The organism is Dyadobacter soli (genome assembly GCF_900101885.1).
Classification (GTDB): domain Bacteria; phylum Bacteroidota; class Bacteroidia; order Cytophagales; family Spirosomataceae; genus Dyadobacter; species Dyadobacter soli.
In genome coordinates this window covers 416,656-438,983 of the sequence record NZ_FNAN01000004.1, presented here as the reverse complement: position 1 = coordinate 438,983, position 22,328 = coordinate 416,656, and the positions used below count along the sequence as shown (strand labels likewise).

Annotated in this window: 22 protein-coding genes and 1 tRNA gene; 8 read left to right on the top strand and 15 right to left on the bottom strand. The window is 50.9% G+C overall.

What is annotated here, in order from left to right; genetic code table 11:
• Nucleotides 1-76: 76 nt before the first annotated feature.
• From BLQ88_RS08500 to BLQ88_RS08475, 6 genes are all read right to left on the bottom strand, one after another.
• The gene (locus BLQ88_RS08500; RefSeq protein WP_090148406.1) at nt 77-1,015 is read right to left on the bottom strand and encodes a glycerophosphodiester phosphodiesterase family protein; all 939 of its coding nucleotides are present in this window, start codon (nt 1,013-1,015) and stop codon (nt 77-79) included.
• Nucleotides 1,016-1,029: 14 nt separating this feature from the next.
• On the bottom strand, nt 1,030-1,632 hold the full coding sequence (locus tag BLQ88_RS08495; protein WP_090148404.1) for a histidine phosphatase family protein: 603 nt from the start codon (nt 1,630-1,632) through the stop codon (nt 1,030-1,032).
• A 2-nt stretch (nt 1,633-1,634) separates the two neighbouring features.
• Nucleotides 1,635-3,092 carry an FGGY-family carbohydrate kinase gene (locus BLQ88_RS08490; protein ID WP_090148402.1) on the bottom strand — a complete coding sequence of 486 codons (1,458 nt, stop codon included), beginning with the start codon at nt 3,090-3,092 and terminating at the stop codon, nt 1,635-1,637.
• Between the two features lies 1 nt (nt 3,093).
• Complete coding sequence (locus tag BLQ88_RS08485) at nt 3,094-4,539, bottom strand: FGGY-family carbohydrate kinase (RefSeq protein WP_090148400.1); 1,446 nt, start codon at nt 4,537-4,539, stop codon at nt 3,094-3,096.
• A 10-nt stretch (nt 4,540-4,549) separates the two neighbouring features.
• Nucleotides 4,550-5,554, bottom strand: a complete 1,005-nt coding sequence (locus BLQ88_RS08480; protein ID WP_090148398.1) for a 2-hydroxyacid dehydrogenase — start codon at nt 5,552-5,554, stop codon at nt 4,550-4,552.
• 154 nt (nt 5,555-5,708) lie between these two features.
• Nucleotides 5,709-6,965: an MFS transporter gene (locus BLQ88_RS08475; protein WP_090148396.1), complete on the bottom strand. Its 1,257-nt coding sequence runs from the start codon at nt 6,963-6,965 to the stop codon at nt 5,709-5,711.
• Nucleotides 6,966-7,236: 271 nt separating this feature from the next.
• On the opposite strand from BLQ88_RS08475, the gene BLQ88_RS08470 reads away from it, so the two are divergent.
• Nucleotides 7,237-8,001, top strand: a complete 765-nt coding sequence (locus BLQ88_RS08470; protein WP_090148394.1) for a DeoR/GlpR family DNA-binding transcription regulator — start codon at nt 7,237-7,239, stop codon at nt 7,999-8,001.
• On the opposite strand, the gene BLQ88_RS08465 is transcribed toward BLQ88_RS08470, so the two are convergent.
• Both BLQ88_RS08465 and BLQ88_RS08460 read right to left on the bottom strand, forming a co-directional pair.
• Nucleotides 7,998-9,218, bottom strand: coding sequence for an inositol-3-phosphate synthase (locus tag BLQ88_RS08465; protein WP_090148392.1), 1,221 nt, complete (start codon nt 9,216-9,218; stop codon nt 7,998-8,000). The genes BLQ88_RS08470 and BLQ88_RS08465 overlap by 4 nt on opposite strands.
• 254 nt (nt 9,219-9,472) lie before the next feature.
• The gene (locus BLQ88_RS08460; protein WP_090148391.1) at nt 9,473-10,768 is read right to left on the bottom strand and encodes a glucuronyl esterase domain-containing protein; all 1,296 of its coding nucleotides are present in this window, start codon (nt 10,766-10,768) and stop codon (nt 9,473-9,475) included.
• 157 nt (nt 10,769-10,925) lie between these two features.
• Between BLQ88_RS08460 and BLQ88_RS08455 the strand changes: the two genes are divergently transcribed.
• Entirely contained in the window at nt 10,926-12,170 is a 1,245-nt protein-coding gene (locus BLQ88_RS08455) for a sensor histidine kinase (RefSeq protein ID WP_090148389.1), read from the top strand.
• Between the two features lie 18 nt (nt 12,171-12,188).
• On the opposite strand, the gene BLQ88_RS08450 is transcribed toward BLQ88_RS08455, so the two are convergent.
• From BLQ88_RS08450 to BLQ88_RS08420, 6 genes are all read right to left on the bottom strand, one after another.
• Entirely contained in the window at nt 12,189-13,280 is a 1,092-nt protein-coding gene (locus tag BLQ88_RS08450; RefSeq protein ID WP_090148387.1) for a type I restriction endonuclease, read from the bottom strand.
• A 394-nt stretch (nt 13,281-13,674) separates the two neighbouring features.
• The gene (locus tag BLQ88_RS08440) at nt 13,675-14,130 is read right to left on the bottom strand and encodes a DUF3805 domain-containing protein (RefSeq protein ID WP_090148385.1); all 456 of its coding nucleotides are present in this window, start codon (nt 14,128-14,130) and stop codon (nt 13,675-13,677) included.
• A 27-nt stretch (nt 14,131-14,157) separates the two neighbouring features.
• The gene (locus BLQ88_RS08435) at nt 14,158-14,454 is read right to left on the bottom strand and encodes a hypothetical protein (protein ID WP_218132897.1); all 297 of its coding nucleotides are present in this window, start codon (nt 14,452-14,454) and stop codon (nt 14,158-14,160) included.
• Nucleotides 14,455-14,683: 229 nt separating this feature from the next.
• Nucleotides 14,684-14,758: transfer RNA gene (locus BLQ88_RS08430), tRNA-Arg, on the bottom strand.
• 135 nt (nt 14,759-14,893) lie between these two features.
• Nucleotides 14,894-16,132, bottom strand: a complete 1,239-nt coding sequence (gene hflX / locus BLQ88_RS08425) for a GTPase HflX (protein WP_090148384.1) — start codon at nt 16,130-16,132, stop codon at nt 14,894-14,896.
• Entirely contained in the window at nt 16,129-16,353 is a 225-nt protein-coding gene (locus BLQ88_RS08420) for a hypothetical protein (protein ID WP_090148382.1), read from the bottom strand. The genes hflX and BLQ88_RS08420 overlap by 4 nt, the downstream gene beginning before the upstream one ends.
• A 115-nt stretch (nt 16,354-16,468) precedes the next feature.
• Here BLQ88_RS08420 and BLQ88_RS08415 point away from each other — a divergent pair, with 115 nt between their 5' ends.
• From BLQ88_RS08415 to BLQ88_RS08390, 6 genes are all read left to right on the top strand, one after another.
• Nucleotides 16,469-17,854, top strand: coding sequence for an MATE family efflux transporter (locus BLQ88_RS08415; RefSeq protein WP_090148380.1), 1,386 nt, complete (start codon nt 16,469-16,471; stop codon nt 17,852-17,854).
• A 501-nt stretch (nt 17,855-18,355) separates the two neighbouring features.
• The gene (locus tag BLQ88_RS08410; RefSeq protein ID WP_090148379.1) at nt 18,356-19,747 is read left to right on the top strand and encodes an MBL fold metallo-hydrolase; all 1,392 of its coding nucleotides are present in this window, start codon (nt 18,356-18,358) and stop codon (nt 19,745-19,747) included.
• Between the two features lie 48 nt (nt 19,748-19,795).
• Nucleotides 19,796-20,005 (top strand): hypothetical protein, encoded by a 210-nt coding sequence (locus BLQ88_RS08405; RefSeq protein ID WP_090148377.1) that lies wholly within the window; start codon nt 19,796-19,798, stop codon nt 20,003-20,005.
• Nucleotides 19,990-20,367 carry a type II toxin-antitoxin system VapC family toxin gene (locus BLQ88_RS08400; protein ID WP_143016813.1) on the top strand — a complete coding sequence of 126 codons (378 nt, stop codon included), beginning with the start codon at nt 19,990-19,992 and terminating at the stop codon, nt 20,365-20,367. The genes BLQ88_RS08405 and BLQ88_RS08400 overlap by 16 nt, the downstream gene beginning before the upstream one ends.
• Nucleotides 20,368-20,412: 45 nt before the next feature.
• Nucleotides 20,413-20,988, top strand: coding sequence for a YeeE/YedE family protein (locus tag BLQ88_RS08395; protein WP_090148374.1), 576 nt, complete (start codon nt 20,413-20,415; stop codon nt 20,986-20,988).
• 42 nt (nt 20,989-21,030) lie between these two features.
• Nucleotides 21,031-21,555 (top strand): YeeE/YedE family protein, encoded by a 525-nt coding sequence (locus tag BLQ88_RS08390; RefSeq protein ID WP_090148372.1) that lies wholly within the window; start codon nt 21,031-21,033, stop codon nt 21,553-21,555.
• Here the strand turns inward: BLQ88_RS08390 and BLQ88_RS08385 are convergent, their stop codons facing one another.
• On the bottom strand, nt 21,556-22,299 hold the full coding sequence (locus BLQ88_RS08385; protein ID WP_090148446.1) for a class I SAM-dependent methyltransferase: 744 nt from the start codon (nt 22,297-22,299) through the stop codon (nt 21,556-21,558). It lies immediately after the preceding gene.
• Between the last annotated feature and the right edge of the window lie 29 nt (nt 22,300-22,328).

Below are 22,328 nucleotides of genomic sequence, written 5' to 3'. Positions count from 1 at the left end.
GAGGGGCCGAGCGAATGCAAAACGCTGGCAATATTCATTAATACGCCTTGGCATTACTGTCCCACATTTCCAAAGCCTACTCCTTCCCAAAAAAACGCTGCTTCGACCCGCTCTTTTGCACATATTCCTTCACCGCCTCGGCCGCCTCAATGGGATAATCGGATTCCAGGATGGACGCGCCGTCTTTCGCAATGGCAATGTATGCCGCTTTGCGTTCTTCGGCGGTTTTTAGTTTGTCGTAGGACGATGCGGCTGAAATCATGCACATAGTGCCTTTTTTGTTCAGTAATGCATATAATTCCTTGTTTTCGGGCTTTACGTGCGGGCCTATGTAGGCGATCATTTGGGTGAAAGGGACGCCTGCTTTTTCGTAGTCGTCGTACTCTTTCATGTTCCGGATGAATGCCGAGAAAGTGTGGTTTTTGTTTTGGGATAGGTAATACTGCATTTCGGAGGCGCTGTGGACGGTGAGCATGACGAAGGCGTCGGCTTTGTGTTTTTTGATGAGAGCCTCGGTCATGGCAAGGGGTACGTCCTTATGGTCGAGGTTGAGGACGGTTCTGCCGCGGGCCCATTCGATTACTTCAGAAAGGGTCGGGATAGGGAAGTCGGTGATGTTGCCTTCTGCGTCTTTGAGGCGGAATTTTTTTAGTTCTGCGTAAGTGTAATCCGACAGCTTGCCTGTCCCGGTCGTCGTGCGGTCGAGCGTGGCGTCGTGCATGAGTACCATCACGCTGTCTTTCGTCAGCCGCGGGTCGATTTCGAAAAATGCCGGGGTGTGTTTCAATGTATTTTCAAAAGTGGCAATGGAGTTTTCGGGGAAACCTTTCACCATCCCGCCACGGTGGCCGGCGATCAGGATAGGGTCGTTCCCGGTGAACTGGAAATAAGCATGCAAATCTTTCGTGGTCTTGATTTTCAGGGTATTGAGCTTGTCCTGGGCGAAGCTGGCAATAGTGTTGCCGATGGTCAGCAAGGCGGTCAGGACGAATAGGTTGAGGAATTTCTTTTTCATGATGATATTAAAAATTAAGAGCGGCAGTTGAGTTTTAAAAGGCTGAATTCGCCCTGCGCATCCAGGCTGAAAAGCGTTACCGAAGAGTTCTCCTGAACGATCTGCCGGTAGTTTTTGAGCGGCATCCCGAGCTTCCAGGCCATATAGAAGCGGTTTACAGCATTATGCGCCACCACGAGTACCGTTCCGTTGGGGTGTTTTTGTGAAATATCATTGAAAAACGCATCGACCCGCGTCACGATCTCGACGGCTGTCTCACCCGTTCCGCCCGCATGTGCGTGGTCGGGCTCCTGCGCCCATGCGTCCCAGAGCGCGGGATTTTCGGCGATGAACTCAGTCCGCGTTTTGCCTTCCCATTCGCCAAAAGAGGCCTCGATCAGGCGCTGATCGACGACAATGCCCGGATAGTTGCCCGAGGCGATGGTGGCGGTGCGATGCGCACGTTGGAGCGGTGAGGTATAAACCGCGTCGAATTGAATGCCTTTCAGCAATGTCGCTGCGGAATGCGCCTGCGCGAAGCCCTTTTCGGTGAGGCCAATATCCGTGGCGCCACAGTAGCGGTTGCCGTCGGCGTTCCAGAATGTTTCTCCGTGGCGGAGCAGATATACGTGAAGCATGGTCAATGGGTTATGGGCACAGGCCCTGCTATGGAGCCTTTTTCGGTTAAAGTTTGGATAAAATTATCGTATTGAGCGGCATAGGCTTTCGTCAGAGCCTGCTCCGGGTGGATCGTCTTTTCAATGCGAGTCATAGCCCGCGCGGCCTCCGTGAGCGTTCCGAAATGCGAACCTGCCGCAGCCACGATGGCCGCACCCGCGGCCCCGGTCGCATTGCCGCATTTGTGCACGGGGCGGTTGAGTACATTGGCACGGATGGTAAGCCACACATCGCTGTTGCTGCCGCCCCCGGCCGTGTACACTGCATTCACCTCCTCGCCCGACAGGCTTTCGATCATCTCGTAAGCGTAGCGTTCCACGAACGCGACACCCTCCATATTCGCGGCGAATGCCGCTGCACGGCTGGTGTTTGCAGGTTCAAAACCCCGTGCCTGCGGTGCAATGAAGGGAAAGCGCTCGCCTTGTTGGAGCAATGGATAGGCGATCAGGCCGGTCGGGATCAGGTTCGCGGCTGCCTCGGTTAATGTAGGAAGGTCGTCCGCGAAGCCTGCCGAAACCCAGTCGGCGCCGATGTTGCCGGCCCCGCCGGGCATCCAGTAGCCCTCGGGATGGCGGTGGCTGTACAGCCGGCCCTCCGGATCGCGGATTTCCTGCACGGTAACGCCTTTCACGACGAGCGTGGTGCCAATGGTCGTATTCCAATCGCCGGGCTGTACGGCGCCGGATGCTATTTGTGATGCGCAGCCGTCGGTCATGCCGGCTATGATCTGTATGCGGGGTATACCCAATTTTGCAGCCAGGTCAGGCATCAATGTGCCGATGTGCGTGCCGGAAGGAACCACTTTTTGCAGCCATTCTTTCCGCAATGGCAAGTGCTCCGTCAGCCACGACGGCCATTCGCCCGCTCCCACGTCGAAGCCTGATTTCAATGCATTGGTATAGTCCGTCACCGAATAGTCGCCGCAGAGCTTGCCGATGATAAAATCCGTGGCATGGATCCAGGTTTTGATCCGCGCTGCTTGTTCGGTGAAATGGTTGGAATACCACACCATTTTGGACAAACCGCTCGATGCATTAAAGCCCGTGTAACCTTCCGGGTGGTGGCGCTCGGCTATTTCGCGGCAATACTTTCCTTCGGCGGCAGGACGGGTGTCGGAATACATCAATGCATCGTGCAGCGGCTCGTTCTGTTCATCAAGCGGGATCACGGTGCCGGATGTGGATGTGACGGAAACCGCTTTGATAGCATTCAAATCAATGCTTTTTCGCGCATCGGTGAGCAGTTTTTGCAGGCATTCCCATACCGAGTCCCACCATAGCGCCGGCGATTGCTCCTCGCGCGAATGCGGAGTGAGCGGGAAAACCTTCTCGCTGCTGCCGATGGTGTGGCCCGCTTCATCGAGCATTACCACACGCACCCCCTGCGTCCCGACGTCGATTCCTATGAAATATGAATGCATGCTAATTCAATGTTTTAAATGCCTCGCGGCTGCGTTTCCATTCGTTATACCATTCGCGGCAGGCGTTGTCGTTTTGCGGTTGGGTAATCTCTAATGTCTCCGGTGCATTGTTCGGAATACCCAATGCATTGTTGCAAATCACCACCCCGCCCGAGACCGATGCCTGGCGGTAATTGGTGCGGATCATCACTTTTTTGCCTAACAAATTGGCGATGAACTGCCGTAACAACCGGCTTTGCACGCCGCCGCCGCACATCCATACGTAGTCCTGGTCGTGGTGCGCGACCTCGCGGAGCACATTATAGTTTTCGGAAATGCTGCACGCAATGTCCCAGAGCGTGGCCCACACGAAATGCGCCCGGCTAAGCTGGTGGGAAACCGGTGTATTGAAAATGAACCCGCCGCGGATCAGCGGCGACTTTTCGCCTGCGAGCAGCGAGCCTAATGCGCCCACGCAATGCGTATCGCGAATGGCAGCTACTTCGGTTTCGATCAGCTCGTAGGGTTCGTTGGGGTAAAAAATCTCTTTCAAACGCTGGTAATTCAGCCCGGTGACGCCCGCATTGGCTTCGAGCAGGAAGTTTGCATGGTCGGTATGCCGGTTGGTCCAGGTGCGTTCCTGCGCGTCGGTAATGTAATGGTCGGCTATTTTAATGATGGGGGTGGTAGTGCCCGAAACGATCACGATATCTTCTACCGACGGCTCGATGCTCATGATCGCCAGCTGCGTATCGGAGCCGCCGACCACGACGTCGGCAGTATCGGAAATGCCGAGTTCCTGCGCGACTTCAATTTTTATTTTACCCAAAACCGAACCTGAATGTACCAACGGCGGGAGTAATGCGCTATCTAGCCGGTACGCATCGCAAAGCTTTTGCGACCATTCTCCCTGGGCCACGTCATAAAGCAACGTTTCGGACGCCTGCGAATGCTCGTAGCCTTTTACCCCGCTGAACATAAACTGCGCCCAGTCGCTGATGCTCAGGAATGTGGAAACCTGCTGCCAGAGCTCCGGGCGGCGTTCGCGGACGCCCGCGAGTTTCAATGCGGAAAAAAGCGAGGTGGGATAGCGGCCCGTGAGCATGTAAATGCTGTGCTTATCGGGTGTAATATCCTCCCATTCGCGGCCGCGGTGGTCGATATTGGGCATGCCGATGAGCGAACGGCCCGTGCTGTCGATCGCTACGATGCCTTCGCGCTGGCTGGTAGCGGTAATGGCTGCAATGGTTACCGCGCCGGCTTGTGCCAATGCGGTTTTAGCGAGATTTTTTATTTGCTCCCAAAGTGCATCGGGGTCAAAAAATATGGATTCCGGATAATGCTCGTCTTTCTGGTAGCGCATATCGCCGCTGGCCACGCCGAGGATCGCGCCGGTGGCATCGGCAATGGCGACGCGCACGTTGCCGGTACCGATGTCGGCCACCAGATAAGCCTGTTTCAAAGTCATTGGTTTTGGATTAATGGGTTTTGACAGACAATACTTCGCGGTTCACCAGCTGGCGGATGTTCCGGTTGCCCTCCACATAAAAGTCACGCAGGGCCTTGTTCATAATGTCGGCATGATGATCTTCCACCTCGAAAGTAGCCCCGGCGATATGCGGCGTGGCGAGTACATTTTTGTGGTGGATGAGCCTGTAATCCAGTTCGTCAGGCGGTTCGTGGTCGAAAACATCGAGAATAGCGCCACGGATCGCGTTGTTTTCAATAGCCGAAAGCAATGCCTCGCGCTTAACCACCACTGCCCGCGCCGTGTTCACGAAAATGGCGTCCTTTTTCATTAGCCCGATGAGTTCTTCCCCGATCATTCCCTCAGTTTCCTTGTTTACCGGTAAATGAATGGATACCACATCACTAAGCCGGAAAACGTCTTCCAAACTAACTTTTTTGTAATCAGTATCTTCCGATGTATAAAACGGATCATAATAAAGAATCTCAGCCGGGAAATGCTTCACGAGGTTTGCGATAGTTTGCCCCACGGCTCCAAAACCGACCATTCCGATCGTTTTTCCCGCAATTTCATTCCCTTTGAACTGCAAATAGGAAGTATGCGCGCCCGCCTCCCAATGCTCGCCTTCCAGCCACGCTATACCTGCGAGCGTGTTGCGCATGAGGTTGATGAGGTTGGCCATAAACATTTCCGCCACCGCCTGCGCATTACGCGCGGGGGTGTTGAAAACCGGGATACCTTTGGCCGTAGCATTTGCCACAGCCACATTGGAAGGCGTGCCGCGGCACACGCCGATGAACTGCAAACCCGGGAACGCTTCAATCACCGCCGCAGTCACGTGGTCGTGCTCGGTAATGAGCGCGTCGGCCCGGGTTTCAGTCAGTAATGCAATGAGCTCGCCCTCGTTGTAGGCGCGCTCCTGCAATTTCCATGGCTTATAAATGATCTCTCCGAATTGTTCTGTCAAGGCCTGCTGCGCCTTATCATGGTAGGGGGCGGTGATGAGGATTTTCATATTAGGTGTCGATACGGTTCTTTAATGTTATATGTTGTCATGTTTTGTCACTGTGGTCAGGTGTTGTCACTTGACTAACAATGACAACACCTGACTAATCTTGACCACTACTGACAACACCTGACTATTCTTAACTACTACTGACAATACTTGACTATTCTTGACCACTACTGACCATTTCAGCCTCAACGCTCCTCGCCTGCGGCAACGTAATAAACCTTGTAAGCACCGCGCTGATGAAGTACAGGACCGCCAGCGTCCATGCTACGCCTTCGCTGCCGATCGAGCCGATAAACAGGCCTACGATGGCCGGGCCGATGAATACCGGGAGGCCTGCGCCGAGGTTCAGGATGGCCATGGCGGCGCCTTTTTCTTCTTTCACCAACGAGGGTACCAATGCCGATAACGGCACATATCCGGCGAGTAATCCGCCCCAGAGAATGCCGGGGATGAGGATGAGCCAGAAGTTGCCGTCGAAAAGGGCCGGGGAGTAGTAAAACAGCAGGGTGCTCACGCCGCAGCCGAAGCCGCCGAACCACATGATGGTGTTCTGCCAGCCCAGCCGGTCGCCTACGAAGCCGAAAATGAGGTTGAAAATGATGTTACTGGTGAAAATAGTGCCCCATATCCACAGCCATTCCTGTGTCGACAGCCCGTGCGCAGCCATGTAGGTGGGCATGAAAACGGGGAATGCAAACTGTGCGGTGGTGTTGATAATGCGCACAATACCGCCGATGAGTACCTTGGGTTCTTCCCGGATAATAGTGAAGCCCTTCAACAATTCTTTGGCCTTGCCGGCAGCTTCGCCGGTGGAGTGGAACTGGTCTTTATTTAAAACCAATGCAAAAAATGCCCCGACAGAAACCCAGAAAATGGAGCTCCAAAGGGTATTCTGGTAGCCAAGCCGGTCGATAGCCCAGCTCGAATAATAGGCACCGAATACATTGAGTCCGCCGGTAAATACAAACCAGAACCAGCCCACCGCTCGCCCCAGCGCATTTTCCGGCGTGCGGTACGTGATCCACACCAGGAAAGAGTAGGCAAACAACGGATACCCAAATCCTCTGATCGCATAAGTGAGCAGCATTACCGGGAAATTGAGCGATTCCATACCCAATCCCACAAACCCGACGGTACCGATTACGTACAGCAAAATGCCCATCAGCATGGCTTTGCGTGGACCGTACCCTTCGGCTAGTACCCCTGAAAACCACGACGAAATAGCGATAGTAATGCCGTAAACGGTGAATAGCGAGGCCGATTGCTGGATGGTCATGCCGCGGTCGAGGAGGTAGGGGCTGAGCCAGCCTTGTTCCACGCCGTCGCCCATCATGAAGATCAGAATGCCCAGATAGCCCCAGGCGAGGTGCCTCGGCAATCCGATGCGGTCAAAGGGTGTCGTCGGTGTCATGGTAGGATTGGTTTAGGAAATAGCATGTAAACAAAACAAAATTAAACTATTTAAACAAAATTAAAGTTTATTAAACTAAATGAAACATTTGATGTTGAATGTTAATGAAATGATAATACCGCCCCAGGATAGTAATCCAGGCGCTTTTCATCCTTTGTATTGTATTATTTGTATTTGAAAAATAAATCTGGCGGTATCGGGCGGAGGAGTGTGCGAGCGGGTTTTCGTCTTTTGGAAACTATGGTTATACTTGCTTTCAAAGTGTATTGAAATGACTATTACAGAAAGGCATCAATTTATTTTGCAGGAGCTCAAAAGGGCGGGGACGGTGAGTATCGTCCAGCTTTCGGAGCAAATGCAGGTTTCCGGCGTGACGATCCGGAAGGATCTGAAACTCCTCGAAGACAAGAATCTGCTGTTCAGAACGCACGGCGGAGGCTCGCTCAACAACCCGTATGCGGTGGAGCGGCCGATCAATGAGAAGGAATTTATTAAATCCGACGAAAAGCAAAGCATCGCCCGTGAGGCGCTGAGCCTGATCCGGCAAACGGATTCGATCATGATCGGGTCGGGGACGACGGTGTTCGAGCTGGCGCGCTGCCTGCATCCTACGAAGCAGATCACGGTGATTACACCGGCGGTGAAGGTGACGCTGGAACTCAGTAACCGGCCCAATGTAGAGGTGTTGCAGCTGGGCGGGCTGATCCGCCAGAATTCGTCGTCCGTGGCGGGCTCCTATGCCGAGTATATTCTCGACCATATTTCGTGCGGCGTCCTTTTTATCGGCGTCGACGGGATTGATTTCGATTTCGGGTTGTCAATCAGCAACTTAACGGAGGCTGGATTGAATCAGAAGATGATCAGTACGGCGCAGATTGTGGTAGTGCTTGCCGACCATACGAAGTTCGGCAAGCGGGGGATCGGGAAGATTTGCGACCTCGACCAAGTGCAGTACATCGTGACCGATGCCGGCGTTTCGGACGAGGCCGTCAAGGCGCTGGAAGACCGTGGCGTGAAGGTGCTGGTCGCGCGCTAATCCATTTTGTCGGCCAGTTCGGGGCTGAGTTTCAATTGCTTTCGGGTCGATGCGGTGAGCTCGCGTTTGGCCAGCGCGTGGCATTCATATGTGGCATCGGCGAACATCATTTGCTGTGGCGGGGTCTTTTGCGTAGCTGCCGAAGGTCCGCGCAATGCGCCCACGAGTCCCATCTCGCGCGCCACGTATACATAACGCACGGCGTCGATCACGACACCCGCCGAGTTAGGCGAATCCTGCACCGAAAGTTGCGCATCGAGCGTCACGGGTGAGCCCATAAATCCTTCCAGTTCGAGACGGAAGTTGGCAACCTTATTATCTCCATAGAATGCAATATACTCCGACGGCCCGGCGTGCAGGAAACTGTCGGTGGTGGAAATGCCGCGAATGTCATTTTGCGCGCGGATCACATTCTCTTTCGAAATTTTCTTCGATTTCAGACGGTTTTTGTCTTCCATATTCAGGAAATCGGTGTTGCCGCCCACATTGCGCTGGATGTGCGCTTTCACGTGGTGGCCGCGCTCGAAGGCCAGTTCCTGCAACATTTGCGACAATATACTTGCCCCAAACTGGCTGCGCATATCGTCGCCGATCAGAGGGATGCCCGCATCGATGAATTTCTGCTCCCATTCCGGGTCCGACGCGATGAATACTGGAATGCAGTTAACCAGCGAGATGCCCAGTTCAAGGCAGATCTCAGCATAAAACTCCGTTGCCTGCTGCGAACCAACCGGCAGATAATTGATCAGCACCTCGGCTTCGTGTGCTTGCAGGCGGGCGACGATTTCCTGGCGGATCGTGGCTGTCAATGCTGCATTGTATTGCTCGCCGCTGGTGAGCAAGTCGGTCCCTTTTAGTTCTTCTTTTACTACGAAGCGGTTATCAGCAGGGTAAGCGAGCATTTGCGGGGAAACTCCATCGAGCACCGGCGAGCGGTATACCGGCGCTTCGCTGGCAATGTCGGTGTAAAGTTCGATCGCGCAGTTCGGTTTGGTAAAGATGGCATCTTTCAGCTTCAACCCGATTTTACGTTCGTCGACGTCGAAACCGCAGACGAATTCGATATTAGCCGCACGATAACCGCCGATGTTGTCGGCCATCAGTCCCGAGGTTTTGTCTGAATAGTGTGTATAGTATTCAACGCCCTGCACAAGCGAGCTGGCGCAGTTTCCCACGCCCACGATCGCCACTTTTATCTTCTTATCGATATTTGACATTTCCAATAATCTGAGTTTATGATGAAAATTTATTTTTAAAATATTTTAATTAATATAAAATACTTGAATTTGAGTCAAAATAAAGCATTGATTAATGGAAATGCAACTGTAAGTTGATATTTATGCAAACGTTTGCATTAAATGTATTGCGTTTAATTTTAAGGATGTTTTAATGCCACGAAGGCACGAAGCAGCACGAATGATCTTCGTGCTGCTTCGTGCCTTCGTGGCATTACTAAAATTAGACGAACCTCTTACAGAAACTTCGTCATATAACTAATGAACAGCTTCCAATCCTCCGGTAGCACCGTATGCCCACCTTCATGCATATAATACCCGAGATGGTTCATCAGCAAAGAAGTATCCCCGGCGGCAGGCATAGTCGCCGAAGCAGCAGGCCCCGTCTCCCCGAACAGCCGGTAAACAGGTGCCGCGGCAACGGCCGAAAGGAATTCGCCCTTCGGATCGGACCAGTAGTCTGTGCTTCCGGTTTGCAGCAACAGCGGCCGCGGGGCCATGAGCGCCACCAGCATATGCGCATCGATCGGCATCGCATTCACCTTATCGGCCCAGCCATGGTAGTTCGGCGCGAACTGGTACAGGTACCGCGATGGGTCCGAAATGTGCCGGATCGTTTCCCCATAATTACGCCGGGCCAATGCGGCACCGCCCTCGCCGGAAATGCTGGCGATCACCATTTTGAAACGCGGGTCGTGAATGCCCGCCCATAGTACCGTTTTTCCCAGACGTGACGCGCCCTGCAATGCCACGCGCTTGCTGTCGATCTGCTTATCCGTTTCGAAATAGTCCATCGCGCGGCTAAGCCCCCAGCCCCACGCCGCGATTGCACCCCATTCGTCGGCGGCAGGCTCGTTTTGACCGGCTTTCAGGTAAGTTTTGCGAATGCCGTACGCCAGGCCGTCTTTGAAATCCGGCTCGATATCACCATAGTACACCGTTGCGAAGCCAATGCCCGCGTCGATAAACTGTTCCACATTCAGCTTACCGAACGGCGTCGGCTTGTCGGCCTTTACCTTTTTGCCCTCCTTGTTCCAAATCTCGCCTACGCGCAGGCCATTGTCTTCGATGATCTGGTTATAGGCCGCGAAAGAAATGTTCATCAGCAGCGGCGCGGGTTTCTTGGCGTTCGCGGGGAGGTAGATCAGTACATTCATTTTGTGATCCGATGTATCTTTTGTGAAATACACCGTCACCTGCTTGCGAATCGCTTTCCCATTGAAAGCAGGCGTGCCTTTGTCGAATGCGTGGAATGCGAGGTCTTTTGGCTTCGGTGGCATTTTGCCGAACTGATTTTCCTCCGCCAGCCGCAGTAACTCGGGCCGGCGCTTTTCGGTCCACTGTTTGGCTGTGGTGACCGGCTTGCCATCGGACGTTTTCAGCAACTCGGGTAATGTGTAATTCCCGACCGAATCTTCACTGTAATTCACCGGAAAACCTGCCACCATTGTCGGGCGGTTTGCCGCTTGCTGCTGCGCAAATGCACTTGCGGAGGTAATCAGAAGTAATGCTGCTAAAAGTTTTATTTTCATAGGATTAGGAGCTTTGGTGGTGTTAAGCGTCCTAATAAGTCCGGAGGCGGGGAAGGATACTGACTTTGTTTTTAAAGAGTTGCATTTCGGGCAACTTACCCATCCGGCTACCCGTGTTAGGGCCGTAACCTGCTATATTGCGCCAATTTTTGTTAGTATGAGATCCTCCATTAAAAAATACAATCTGCAACTCGGTGCATTGATCGCGACGGTAGTGACGCTGGCGATCGTGCCGGTCCGGCTTTCCGAGGGGCAAGGTGCCAATCTGGTAAGTCTGATCGGGTCGGAAGTTGTGATCTGGCTGATGTGCCTGGCTACCTGGCTGTCGAGCTATCAGGCTTATCACAGGTTCAATATAGTAAAGTGGCAAAAAGTGGCGCTCGCACTGCTGTTTTGTGCGGTTATTTCAAATGTGTTCTTTCTGGCATCGTTCCGCTTTTTTGCGGACTACCCGATCAAATCAGTACGCGAGCTTCCACTTTGGCTCCTGACCATCCGCCTCTCTTTACGTGGCATCATGCTGGGGCTGATCATAGTCCCCATTATTTTCCTGCTCGAAACCGAGCGTGAGCGGCAGGAAGAAGCATTAAAGCGGGAGCGCGACCGCGCCGTCGAGGCCGAGCGGCAAAAGCATGTTTTGGAAATGCTCGTTTCGGAGAGGACGGCGGATTTGGAAGATGCACTTGCCGTTTTAGGTGAATCGCAGGAGGAACTGGACCACCAGGTACATCTCCTCACCCGTGTGGTGGCATCCATCGCCCATGACGTTCACGCGCCGCTGCAATTTATCGTCGCCGCTACCAAGCATACTGGCAACCTGATCATTACCAGTCAGTTGTCGGAGGCTGCTGAATACAATCAGCAGGTAGAACGTGGTTTGGGTGATATGGCAGTATATATGCAAAACCTGCTGGAATTCGCCAGAAGCCAGGTCCACAAAGGCGCACTGCATTCGGCCTGCATAAACCTGCCCACGCTGATTCGGGAAAAAGCAGGCCTGTTCGAGCAGATTATCACTTCGAACGGCAGCAAACTCCGCCTCTCCCTGCACGAAAACCTGACCGTACTCAGCAATGCCAATCTCCTGGGCGTAATTCTGCACAACCTGCTCGACAACGCCTCCAAAAACACCCGCAACGGCGAAATCGAAATTTTGAGCGAGACTATTGGTGACCGGCTTTATCTCTGCATTCAAAATCCGCTTAACCACATGCCTCTGAATGGAATTACGCATGCGGACCCGCAGGGCTTTTCCAAACGTAATGCTGCCAATCTAGCGGGAAATAGTGAAGGGCTGGGCCTGATTTTGGTCAGGGATATCGCCGCGTTGCTGAATGTGGAATTTGGGATTGAAGCGGTGGCGGGGAAGGTTGTGGCTAGGGTGGGGTTTTCGGGGGTTTAGTTGATAGATGTATTGCGTTTACTTTTTCGCTTCCAGATAAACGTCAACTATTTTTATAAGTGACTCTGAATGATTGTATATATCGTCAATTGTCTTAATCTCAAATTTGGTTTCTTTTTTATCTGCGTCAAATACTCCAATGTATCGTTTGGTGGGACTATTCAGGTATAACCGACATATTGGCTTTCTGTTGTTGTCGTCAACGAAGATGGCGAAATAAGAAAGAGCGTCCCGATGCGTGATGCGAACCGCTGGAATTCTGTTTCTTAGGAGCGACCGAACAATATAAAAGCTTTCAAGTTCCTCCTCCGTTGTTACGATTTCCTTGTCCTGATTGTTTGCATTGCTATTTGCTACCGTCATTGTTCCCGGCGCCGGCTCTTCTTGTATTGGAGCGTCATTTTTTGCAATGGCTGATTTAAGCCGCTCGTTAATCGTGTCGTTGATAATATTTGTTACTGTTCTTTTTACCAACGTTCTAAATGCGTCAACAACCTTAGATGTCATGACAGATGGATATACCTGCCTCGCAAAGTACTTCACAAATTCGTCGTTCGGTTCGTTGAATTCTTGGGTGATTAAGTGACGAATCTCGTTGATATATTTGAGTTCGCTTGCCGATTGATAAATGTTATCAATATCGAAATATGTTTTATGGAACTCTTTAAGCTGCTCTATCTGACCATCTTTGATCTCTTCAATATTGAATTCAAGAAACGGTTTCTCATCCATTTTGTTTGGTTCGACCAAATCAGTGTAAAAACGGAAAACAGTGCCATTGGTAAGAATAGAAAATTTCGCCTTGGATACATGGAAATATCTGAGTAGCTGGCCGTCATGAACATCTAGTTTTTGTTTCCAATGCTTGCATTCAACAAGGATAATGGGTGATCCGTCTCTGAAAATGGCGTAATCGATCTTTTCACCTTTTTTAATACCTATGTCGCAAATAAATTCGGGCACAACCTCCAAAGGATTGAATACATCATATCCTAGAATTTGAAGAAAAGGCATGATAAACGCATTTTTCGTAGCCTCTTCTGTGTGAATACTGTCTCTTAATTTGCTGACGCGTTCACTAAATTGTTTAATCTGATCCTTGAAGTCCATTTAGATAAATGATTATTTGTTACTGAGAAGAGTGGCTTAAATAGCATTGATTTAAGAACTAATTTGAAAATTTCTACTGAAATGGACGCTGGTCCCAATATCTTCTTATTATTCGGTACGAGTCAGGAGAATTGTTTTGACAGAGGAGAATATCTAACCGATTTTTCTAACTCCAAATGGCTAGTTGTGTTGTCGGTCAACAAAAATGCCAGGTTCTATACCTGGCCTTAATTGACCGCGACAGGAAGAGGTTATTGGTGAGCGAATTTAGCGGACGAGGGAATTGGCGATTGACTTATTTCATTATGGAAATACCTCCGATACTCATTACTCCTCTTCGGCACATAATCAAAATCTCTGTTATTTTGTCTAGATTCTTCGTCGTTGAAAGTATTCAATGAAGGGTTATGCTGCGCAGTATACTTTGTACGGAGTCTAATTGTTCTGAATTCAAAACTGTTCCTTTTTGATCCTTATCGACAACGAACGAGCAGACAAATAGGTCGTCCCGCACACCACCAATCCAATAATAGTAGGCATTTGCTTCTTCGCCATCTGGATCTTCCTCTGTGTAGTATGCGAGTTCAAGCTGGCCTAACCTTATTTTTACGGCATCAGAGGTGTCTTTAAGCACACTCTGAACATGGTCGGAGGCATGATCTATTTTAGATTCGGGATCGTTCGAGCGATGATAGGGGGTGATCCTGAGGTTTCCGCTCCAATCTTCGGTGGAATTATTGAAAAAGGCGTAGGTCATCGAATCATCGTCTTCGTCACTGTCGTCATATTCAAACCAATCTTGTGGTAGCGTCAGACTGAAACGACCGTTTCTTGAAATAAAATTGGGCATCGGAAGTGGTAGTTTTGGTGATCGTGCTCAATAAAGCTCCTTATCAATTTCAAACTCAGTAGTGTACGGCCCCCAATCCATAAATTTGTAGTAAATCGTCATTGAATCAAAGTGGCAATTGGCATAATACTCATAAATAATTTTGCTACCGGGTTCGAGTAAGGCCCGGCAATCGTCGCCGCGCTCATCAGAAAAGCATACAGTGGTCAAGCCTTCTTCGTCTTGCCAAACTTCATGTTTAACACTGTCGGACGGATATTGCGTCAGCTCAGGTTCTAACTTCTGAGCGGATTCGGGTTTGTTCGCAGGAGAGGATTTTGACATGACAAATGCAAAACGGATTTGAAGTTGATAAGATAATCGAAATCTATATATCAAACCATGCCATCCTGGTGAAAATGGCAATGCGAAAGTAGGCTATGAATTTCTCGTTTTGGAGAACGGGTATGTTTGGTAGATGCCGTGCCTGCGAAGTTTCTGCGCGTCTCAGGTAATGTATGACGGGGCGATGGGCAGGGCTAGGCAGCAAAAAAGCCAGGCATTATGCCTGGCTTGGTGACCGCGACGGGAATCGAACCCATATCTAGAGTTTAGGAAACTCCTATTCTATCCGTTGAACTACGCAGTCAGCGCTATAAAAAATATGTAGCTTCAAATAAGTAACCGCGACGGGAATCGGACCCGCGACGCGTTGCCTGTAATTGCCCGGCAACAGGGCAATCGGGGTGCAAAACTGAGAAAAATTCGTTTGAATTACAAATGATTATTCCTCCGTTTCTACGGGTGTGTAACCGAGATCCAGCCAGTTGGGGTAAATGGAGAAATGTTTTTCCTTCACCAATGAGAACAGCGTCCGCTTCAACTCGTCGATGTTTTCCTTTTCCTGGGCCGAGATGAATACCACATGGTCCGCTTTTTCGGCGATGTAACTACGTTTCAGCTGGTTGAGGATATCCTGAGTCGAGGGAGCTGCTTCTGTTTCCTCCTCCTCTTCGTTGTTGTACGATGGTTTGTACAAGTCTATTTTGTTGAAAACCAATATGGAAGGCTTGTTGGCTGCGCCGATTTCTTCCAGGGTTTTGTTCACAACGTCGAGGTGCTCTTCAAACGAGGCGTGCGAAATGTCCACCACGTGCATCAGAATGTCGGCTTCGCGTACCTCGTCGAGGGTCGATTTGAACGACTCGATGAGCGTCGTGGGCAACTTGCGGATGAAACCGACAGTATCCGTAAGCAGGAACGGGATATTCTCCATATTCACTTTCCGTACGGTGGAATCCACGGTCGCGAAGAGCTTGTTTTCGGCGAAAACGTCAGCTTTCGAGAGGTTTCGCATCAATGTCGATTTCCCTACGTTGGTATAACCCACGATGGCGACGCGCACGAGGCGGTCGCGCTCTTTGCGACGGGTAACGCTTTGTTTGTCGACTTTTTCCAGCTTTTCTTTCAGGAATGCAATCCGGTCTTTCACGATCCGGCGGTCGGTTTCGAGCTCGGTTTCACCCGGTCCGCGCATACCCACGCCCGCGCCCGACTGCCGGCTAAGGTGCGTCCACATGCGTGTCAACCGCGGGTACATGTACTGGTACTGAGCGAGTTCTACCTGTAATTTTGCCTGTGCGGTTTGTGCGCGCATCGCGAAAATGGCGAGGATGAGCAAGCTGCGGTCGATCACCTTGATGTCCTTGAAAACGGCTTCCAGGTTGCGGACCTGCGACGGCGTAAGGTCGTCGTCGTAAATGATCATGTCCACCGGGTTGGCGGTGACGTAAATCAGGATTTCTTCGAGTTTGCCTTTTCCGGTATAAGTGCGGATGTCGGTGCGTTCGAGGTTCTGGGTGAAAGTCTGCACGGTTTCGACGCCCAGCGTAGTGGCCAGGAATGCAAGCTCGTCCAGGTATTCCCGGGTCTTCTCGGCGTTTTGTTTTTGGGTGCTCACAGCGACCAGAACGGCCGTTTCCTTTTTGGCAGCTGTCGAATATAATTTTTTCTTATCAATCATGCACTGGTGTTTTTGTGTACTTGTTCCGGCTCAAAATCCTGCATCAGCATACCCACATGCCGGAAAGGGGCAGATTTGCAACGGTTTGCCGTACGCAAAAGTTCATTGCAGGAATTCGTGAAATTACATTTACCATTTAACAAATCCATTTTTTTATTTGATTGTTCGAAAAAGACTTTTGTATCTTTGCCGAAATTCTTTAAGCCTATGTTGGTGCTCATCTTCGGCTAATACTTAGCCACCATTCAGTCTCGGCCTTTTAACAGGCACTTTTTTACGACCCATCGCTGGTCGTGCAATTTCTGTTTTATCCATTATTGCAAATTTTTATTATCCATGAAAAAGTGGTTTACACTGCTTCGTGAAGCTATTCGTGGCTCCGAAGAAAGTTTTACCGAAGGAAGCATCAACCGTGCCATATTTCTGCTATCCGTACCCATGATCCTCGAAATGGTTATGGAGTCCCTGTTCGCGGTGGTCGATATTTTCTTTGTTTCAAAAGTAAGTACCGAGGCCGTCGCGACGGTTGGGCTTACTGAATCTGTCATTACGCTGGTTTATTCGCTCGCGATCGGTCTGAGTACGGCGGCTACGGCCACCATTGCCCGGCGGACGGGCGAAGGTAACCTGGGCCAGGCGCGCCATGCGGTAGGGCAGGTGATATTCATTTCGCTGGCGATCTCGTCGGTCGCGGCGGTGGTGGGTTATTTGCTTGCAGGCGACATTCTTAGGATGATGGGCGCCGATCATAAGGTGATAGAAACCGGTACCGACTTTGCCCGCATTCAGTTTCTGAGCAGCCCGGTAGTGGTATTGTTATACTCGCTCAGCGGAGCATTGCGTGGAGCGGGTGCGGCTGCAACGGCCATGCGCTCGCTGATGATCGCGAACGGGTTCAATATGCTGCTCGGGCCGATGTTGATCTTCGGCATAGGGCCATTTCCTGAACTGGGCGTAACCGGCGCGGCACTGGCTACTGCCACAGGACGTACGATCGGTGTTGGTTATCAATTGTTTTCGCTTACGAAAGGTAAAAGAGCACTGGGCCTGCTTTGGGAAGACCTCAAACCGAACATGGAAACGATCAGGGCCATCGTCAAAATCGCGACGGGTGGTACGGTTCAGTTCCTGATCGGCTCGGCGAGCTGGATCTTCCTGACGCGCATTCTTTCCGAATTCGGTAGCGATGTCGTGGCGGGTTATACCATCGCTATTCGCGTGATCATGTTCACATTACTGCCGGCCTGGGGATTGGCCAATGCCGCCGCAACGCTGGTAGGGCAGAACCTGGGTGCGGAAAAGCCCGAACGCGCCGAAGCGTCGGTATGGAAATGCGCATCATTCAACCTGATGTTCCTGGGAGCACTCGCGGTGGTCATGTTTATCGGCGCCGAAGGCATTATCGGCCTTTTCAGCACTGTACCGCATGTGGTCGAAACGGGCAAACTGGCATTGCGGGTGCTGTGCCTGGGTTATGGGTTTTACGCATACGGAATGGTGGTGATCCAGTCGCTGAACGGCGCCGGGGACACCAAAACACCGACAGTCCTGAACCTGATCGCGTTCTGGACGGTACAAATCCCGACTGCGTATGTACTGGCCGTTATCCTGGATTTCGGACCGGTGGGAGTTTTTGCAGCGGTACCCATCGCGGAAGCCGTCCTGGCAATGCTGGGCATATGGCGGTTCCGCCTTGGGGGATGGAAGGTCGTTAAAGTGTAAATATGCCTGGAATTATTCGGGGAAGTCATGTATTAATTGCATTGGTCAGGCACGGTCTGGTCGTGGTACGGTATTGCGTTAAGGTGGCGAGGAAGCACTAGTGGTCAGGTTTTGTCGGGGATGGTCAATTGTAGCCAGGTGTAGTCAGGTTTGGTCAATTGTTGTCAGGTTTGGTCAATTGTTGTCAGGTTTGGTCAGGTGTAGTCAGGTTTGGTCAAGTGCAGTCAAGTTTAGTCAGGATTTGCCAGGAATATTTGGAACTGGCAGGATGCGTCAGGAGTTGTGATGCGTAGCCATGAGCAGTATATTTGTTATCATAGGTAATAGTGCCCGTCAAAACGACCTCTGACCAAACTTGACAACACCCGACTACTGACAACAACCTGACAACACCTGACTATTCTTGACTAACCTCGACTAAACCTGACAACACCTGACTATCCTCGACCAAACCTGACAACACCTGACCATTCCGCAAATCATCACATAACCGCAGAAAGCATGAAAATAGAACAGATATATACCGGATGCCTGGCGCAGGGCGCTTATTTTATTGTTTCAAATGGCGAAGCCGCGGTGATCGATCCGCTGCGTGAGGTAGCTCCCTACATCCAGAAAGCTGAAAAGATCGGGGCTAAAATCCGGTATGTTTTTGAAACCCATTTTCATGCGGACTTCGTTTCCGGCCATATCGATCTGGCCGAAAAAACGGGTGCGGAGATTGTGTATGGTCCTGGCGCGCAAACCGGTTTCAAAGCGCACATTGCCAGCGACGGTGAGGAGTTCAAGCTCGGTAATGTCGTGATCCGCGCATTGCATACGCCCGGGCACACAATGGAGTCCACGAGCTATTTGTTGCTCGATGAATCCGGCACTCCGCAGGCGCTGTTCAGTGGGGATACCTTGTTTATCGGGGATGTCGGCCGTCCTGATCTTGCCCAAAAAGGCGATCTGACGATGGACGACCTCGCTGGAATACTTTACGACAGCCTTCGTTCGAAGATCATGCCGCTTCCGGATGATGTGATTGTTTACCCGGCTCACGGCGCAGGCTCAGCTTGCGGCAAAAATATGAGCAAGGAAACTTCCGACACGCTCGGCAACCAAAAGCGTTTCAATTACGCATTGCGTGCGGATATGAACAAAGAGGAGTTTATCAGGGAGGTCACAACCGGACTTGCCGAGCCGCCGCAATATTTTCCTGAAAACGTAAAAATGAACCGCGACGGCTACGAAAGCATCGACGACGTGCTCGAACGCGGCCACCAGGCATTGTCGCCGGAAGCATTCGAGGCAAAGGCCAATAATACCGGCGCATTGATCCTCGACACGCGCAAGCCGGGAGATTTTGCCCAGGGGTTTATTCCAAATTCCATCAATATCGGCATCGAAGGCAGCTTTGCTCCGTGGGTAGGCGCATTGATTCCGGACTTGAAACAGCAGTTGCTGATCGTCACCGAACCAGGCAGGGAGGAAGAGGTCGTAACGCGCCTTGCACGCGTGGGTTACGACTATACTATCGGTTATCTCAATGGCGGCTTCGAAAGTTGGAAACAGGCTGGCAAAGAAGTCGATACTGTCGAATCGGTGAGCGCCGGGGAGTTTGCCAAACGATTTGAAGCCGGGAATGTGGAAGTAATCGACGTCCGCAAACCGGATGAATTTGCTTCCGGGCACATTCAGGGCGCACGCAACCTGCCTTTGGATTACATTAATGACCTGATGCCGGAATTTCCGAAGGACCGCCAGTTGCACATCCATTGCGCAGGAGGTTACCGCTCCATGGTCGCCGCCTCGATCCTGAAATCCCGCGGCGTAGACGACGTCGTCAACATCGAAGGAGGCTACGGCGCAGTAGCGAAAACGAACGTCCCGGTTTTAGCCGAGGCGTGATTATTTGGTTGATTATTTGTAGATTAAGGGAAAATCAATTGGTTGGTTATGGAAACGCTGGTCGTGGAGCTTACTCATAAAAATGCATTGCAATTGCTGAGAGATTTGGAAGCAATGGATATTATTCGTTTGCATAGTGAGAATGAAACTCCGAAAAAAAAGCTGTCTGAAAAATACAGGGGAATTCTTCCGAAAGAGGCGGGTGAAGACCTTATCAATCACGTAAACCAGATGCGAAGCGAATGGGACGATATTTAATCGATACTAATATTGTTTCGAAGTATTTGTCTGGATTATTGCCACAGGAAGGTGAACGTTTGTTGGACTCTGTTATCGATTCAATTCCTCAACTGTCGGTGATGACACAAATTGAATTGTTGTGCTGGAAAAGTGGCTTTGATATACGGGTAAAAGAATTCGTTAATGACAGTTCAATATTTGCATTAACGACAGATATCGTTGGGATGTGTGTAAAGATAAGACGTGAAAGAAGGATGAGAACGCCAGATGCCATAATAGCCGCGACAGCAATTGTTAATGATCTTATTTTGCTGACAGACAACGAAGTGGATTTCTCAGGCATTACCCAATTAGAGATGATTAATCCCAACAAGCTCTAAAAATGTAAATTATATCTTAATACTATATAAATCCGATATATTAACATGGAAATCTTCGAATTACTCAAACGCCCCTGGCCGTGGTATGTGGCCGGGCCGTTGATAGGGCTTACGGTGCCGGTGCTGCTGCTATTGGGCAACAAGTCGTTTGGGATATCGTCGTCGTTCCGGCATATCTGCGCGGCGGTGATTCCGGCGGGGTTGCCTTTTTTTAAATATAACTGGCGGAAAGAGGTCTGGAACCTGTTTTTTGTGGCTGGTATTCTGATTGGCGGGTTTGTGGGGAATTTTTGGCTGAGCAACCCCGATGCGATTGTCGTGGCGGACGACACGCGCCAGAGCCTGGCTGCATTGGGAGTTCAGGACTTTTCGGGACTCATGCCGGCCGACCTATTCGCATTAGGTAATGTATTTACATTGAAAGGCCTGATATTCTTTGTGCTAGGCGGTTTCCTGGTTGGCTTCGGGACGCGTTATGCGGGAGGATGCACGTCCGGACATGCGATTATGGGGCTTTCCAATTTGCAATGGCCGTCGCTGGTAGCTACCATCAGTTTTATGATCGGCGGGTTTGCAAGTACGCATTTACTCCTTCCGTTGCTGCTCGGTTTGGTTCAGTAAAAGCGCATATCAGGTTAAAGCATCTTTAACATTCACTCGACAATGGAAAAGTATCATCAACATTCTCCAATCGCCGAACCCGAGTATCCCGATTTTGACAACATTAAAATCGATGGCTGCGACGGTGCAAATCGGCAACAATCTACCGAAGGGTTTACCGCGAACCTTAAATATCTGGTGGTCGGCATTCTTTTCGGGATTGTCTTTCTGAAAGCGGAGATCGTCTCCTGGTTCCGCATTCAGGAAATGTTCCGGCTCGATTCGTTCCACATGTACGGCGTCATCGGCTCGGCGGTGGTGGTGGGCCTGGTGTCTATCTGGCTGATTAAGAAATTCAATATCAAAACATTATCCGGCGAGCAGGTGAGCATTGCCGACAAGACTTTTGATAAAGGTCAGATTTACGGCGGGGTGCTGTTCGGGATCGGCTGGGCCATTACCGGTGCTTGTCCGGGACCGCTGTTTGCACAAATCGGGGCGGGTTACCTCGCTGTGGCAGTCACATTACTGAGTGCCATTGCGGGAACCTGGGTATACGGACTCGTCCGCGCGCGGCTCCCGCATTGATCATTGCTTCTTTGCCACGAGGTATAACTGCTCGTCGCCCAACTGGAACGGGTCGGCTTCGAGATTGCCGAATGTGCCCACCACAAGCAACCCGGCCAATTCGAACATATAAGTAAGCTCGCCAAGTGTATAAATGTGCTGACGAACGCTGTGGGTCACTTTTTCGGGGCCGGAAATGAAGGTTTGCTCAGCTTCGATGTAGCCGCCTTCGGCACGGTATTCGTTTTCGGCGAGGTAGATAATGTCGTCCTGCACGGGCATCCAGTTGCGCGCCTGGAAGTTGGGCAGAATGCTTTCGGCCAGGTTTTCGGTATGGATCGCCGCGTGGGCCCCCGGTTTCAATGCATTCGCAATTTGATTTATAAACTGCTGCATTTCGGCCCTTGGAAAGAAGCTGAAACTATTGCCGAAACAATACACCGCGTCAAAAGAAGCTTCGGGCAATTGATAGTTCAAAATATCCGCGCAAATCACTTCAACCGGCAATTGCTGCTGGCTGCTGACGGTCTGCAACTCCTCACAATACTCCTGCGAAATGTCGATGCAAGTCAATGCAGTTCCCTGTTCGGCAATGGGAATGGCGTGGCGTCCGTAGCCTGAGAGCACGTCGAGTACTCTGCTATCGGCCGTTATTTCAAGGACATCGCGCAGGAAATCGACCTCATAATCTGTGTATTCTTCGTCCTGGTTCAGTTTCCAGGCGCGTTGCGGGAGTCCTTTGAAGTAGGTATGGTACCAGGCCACGGTAGTATTTTGGTTTAAATTAAAACCCA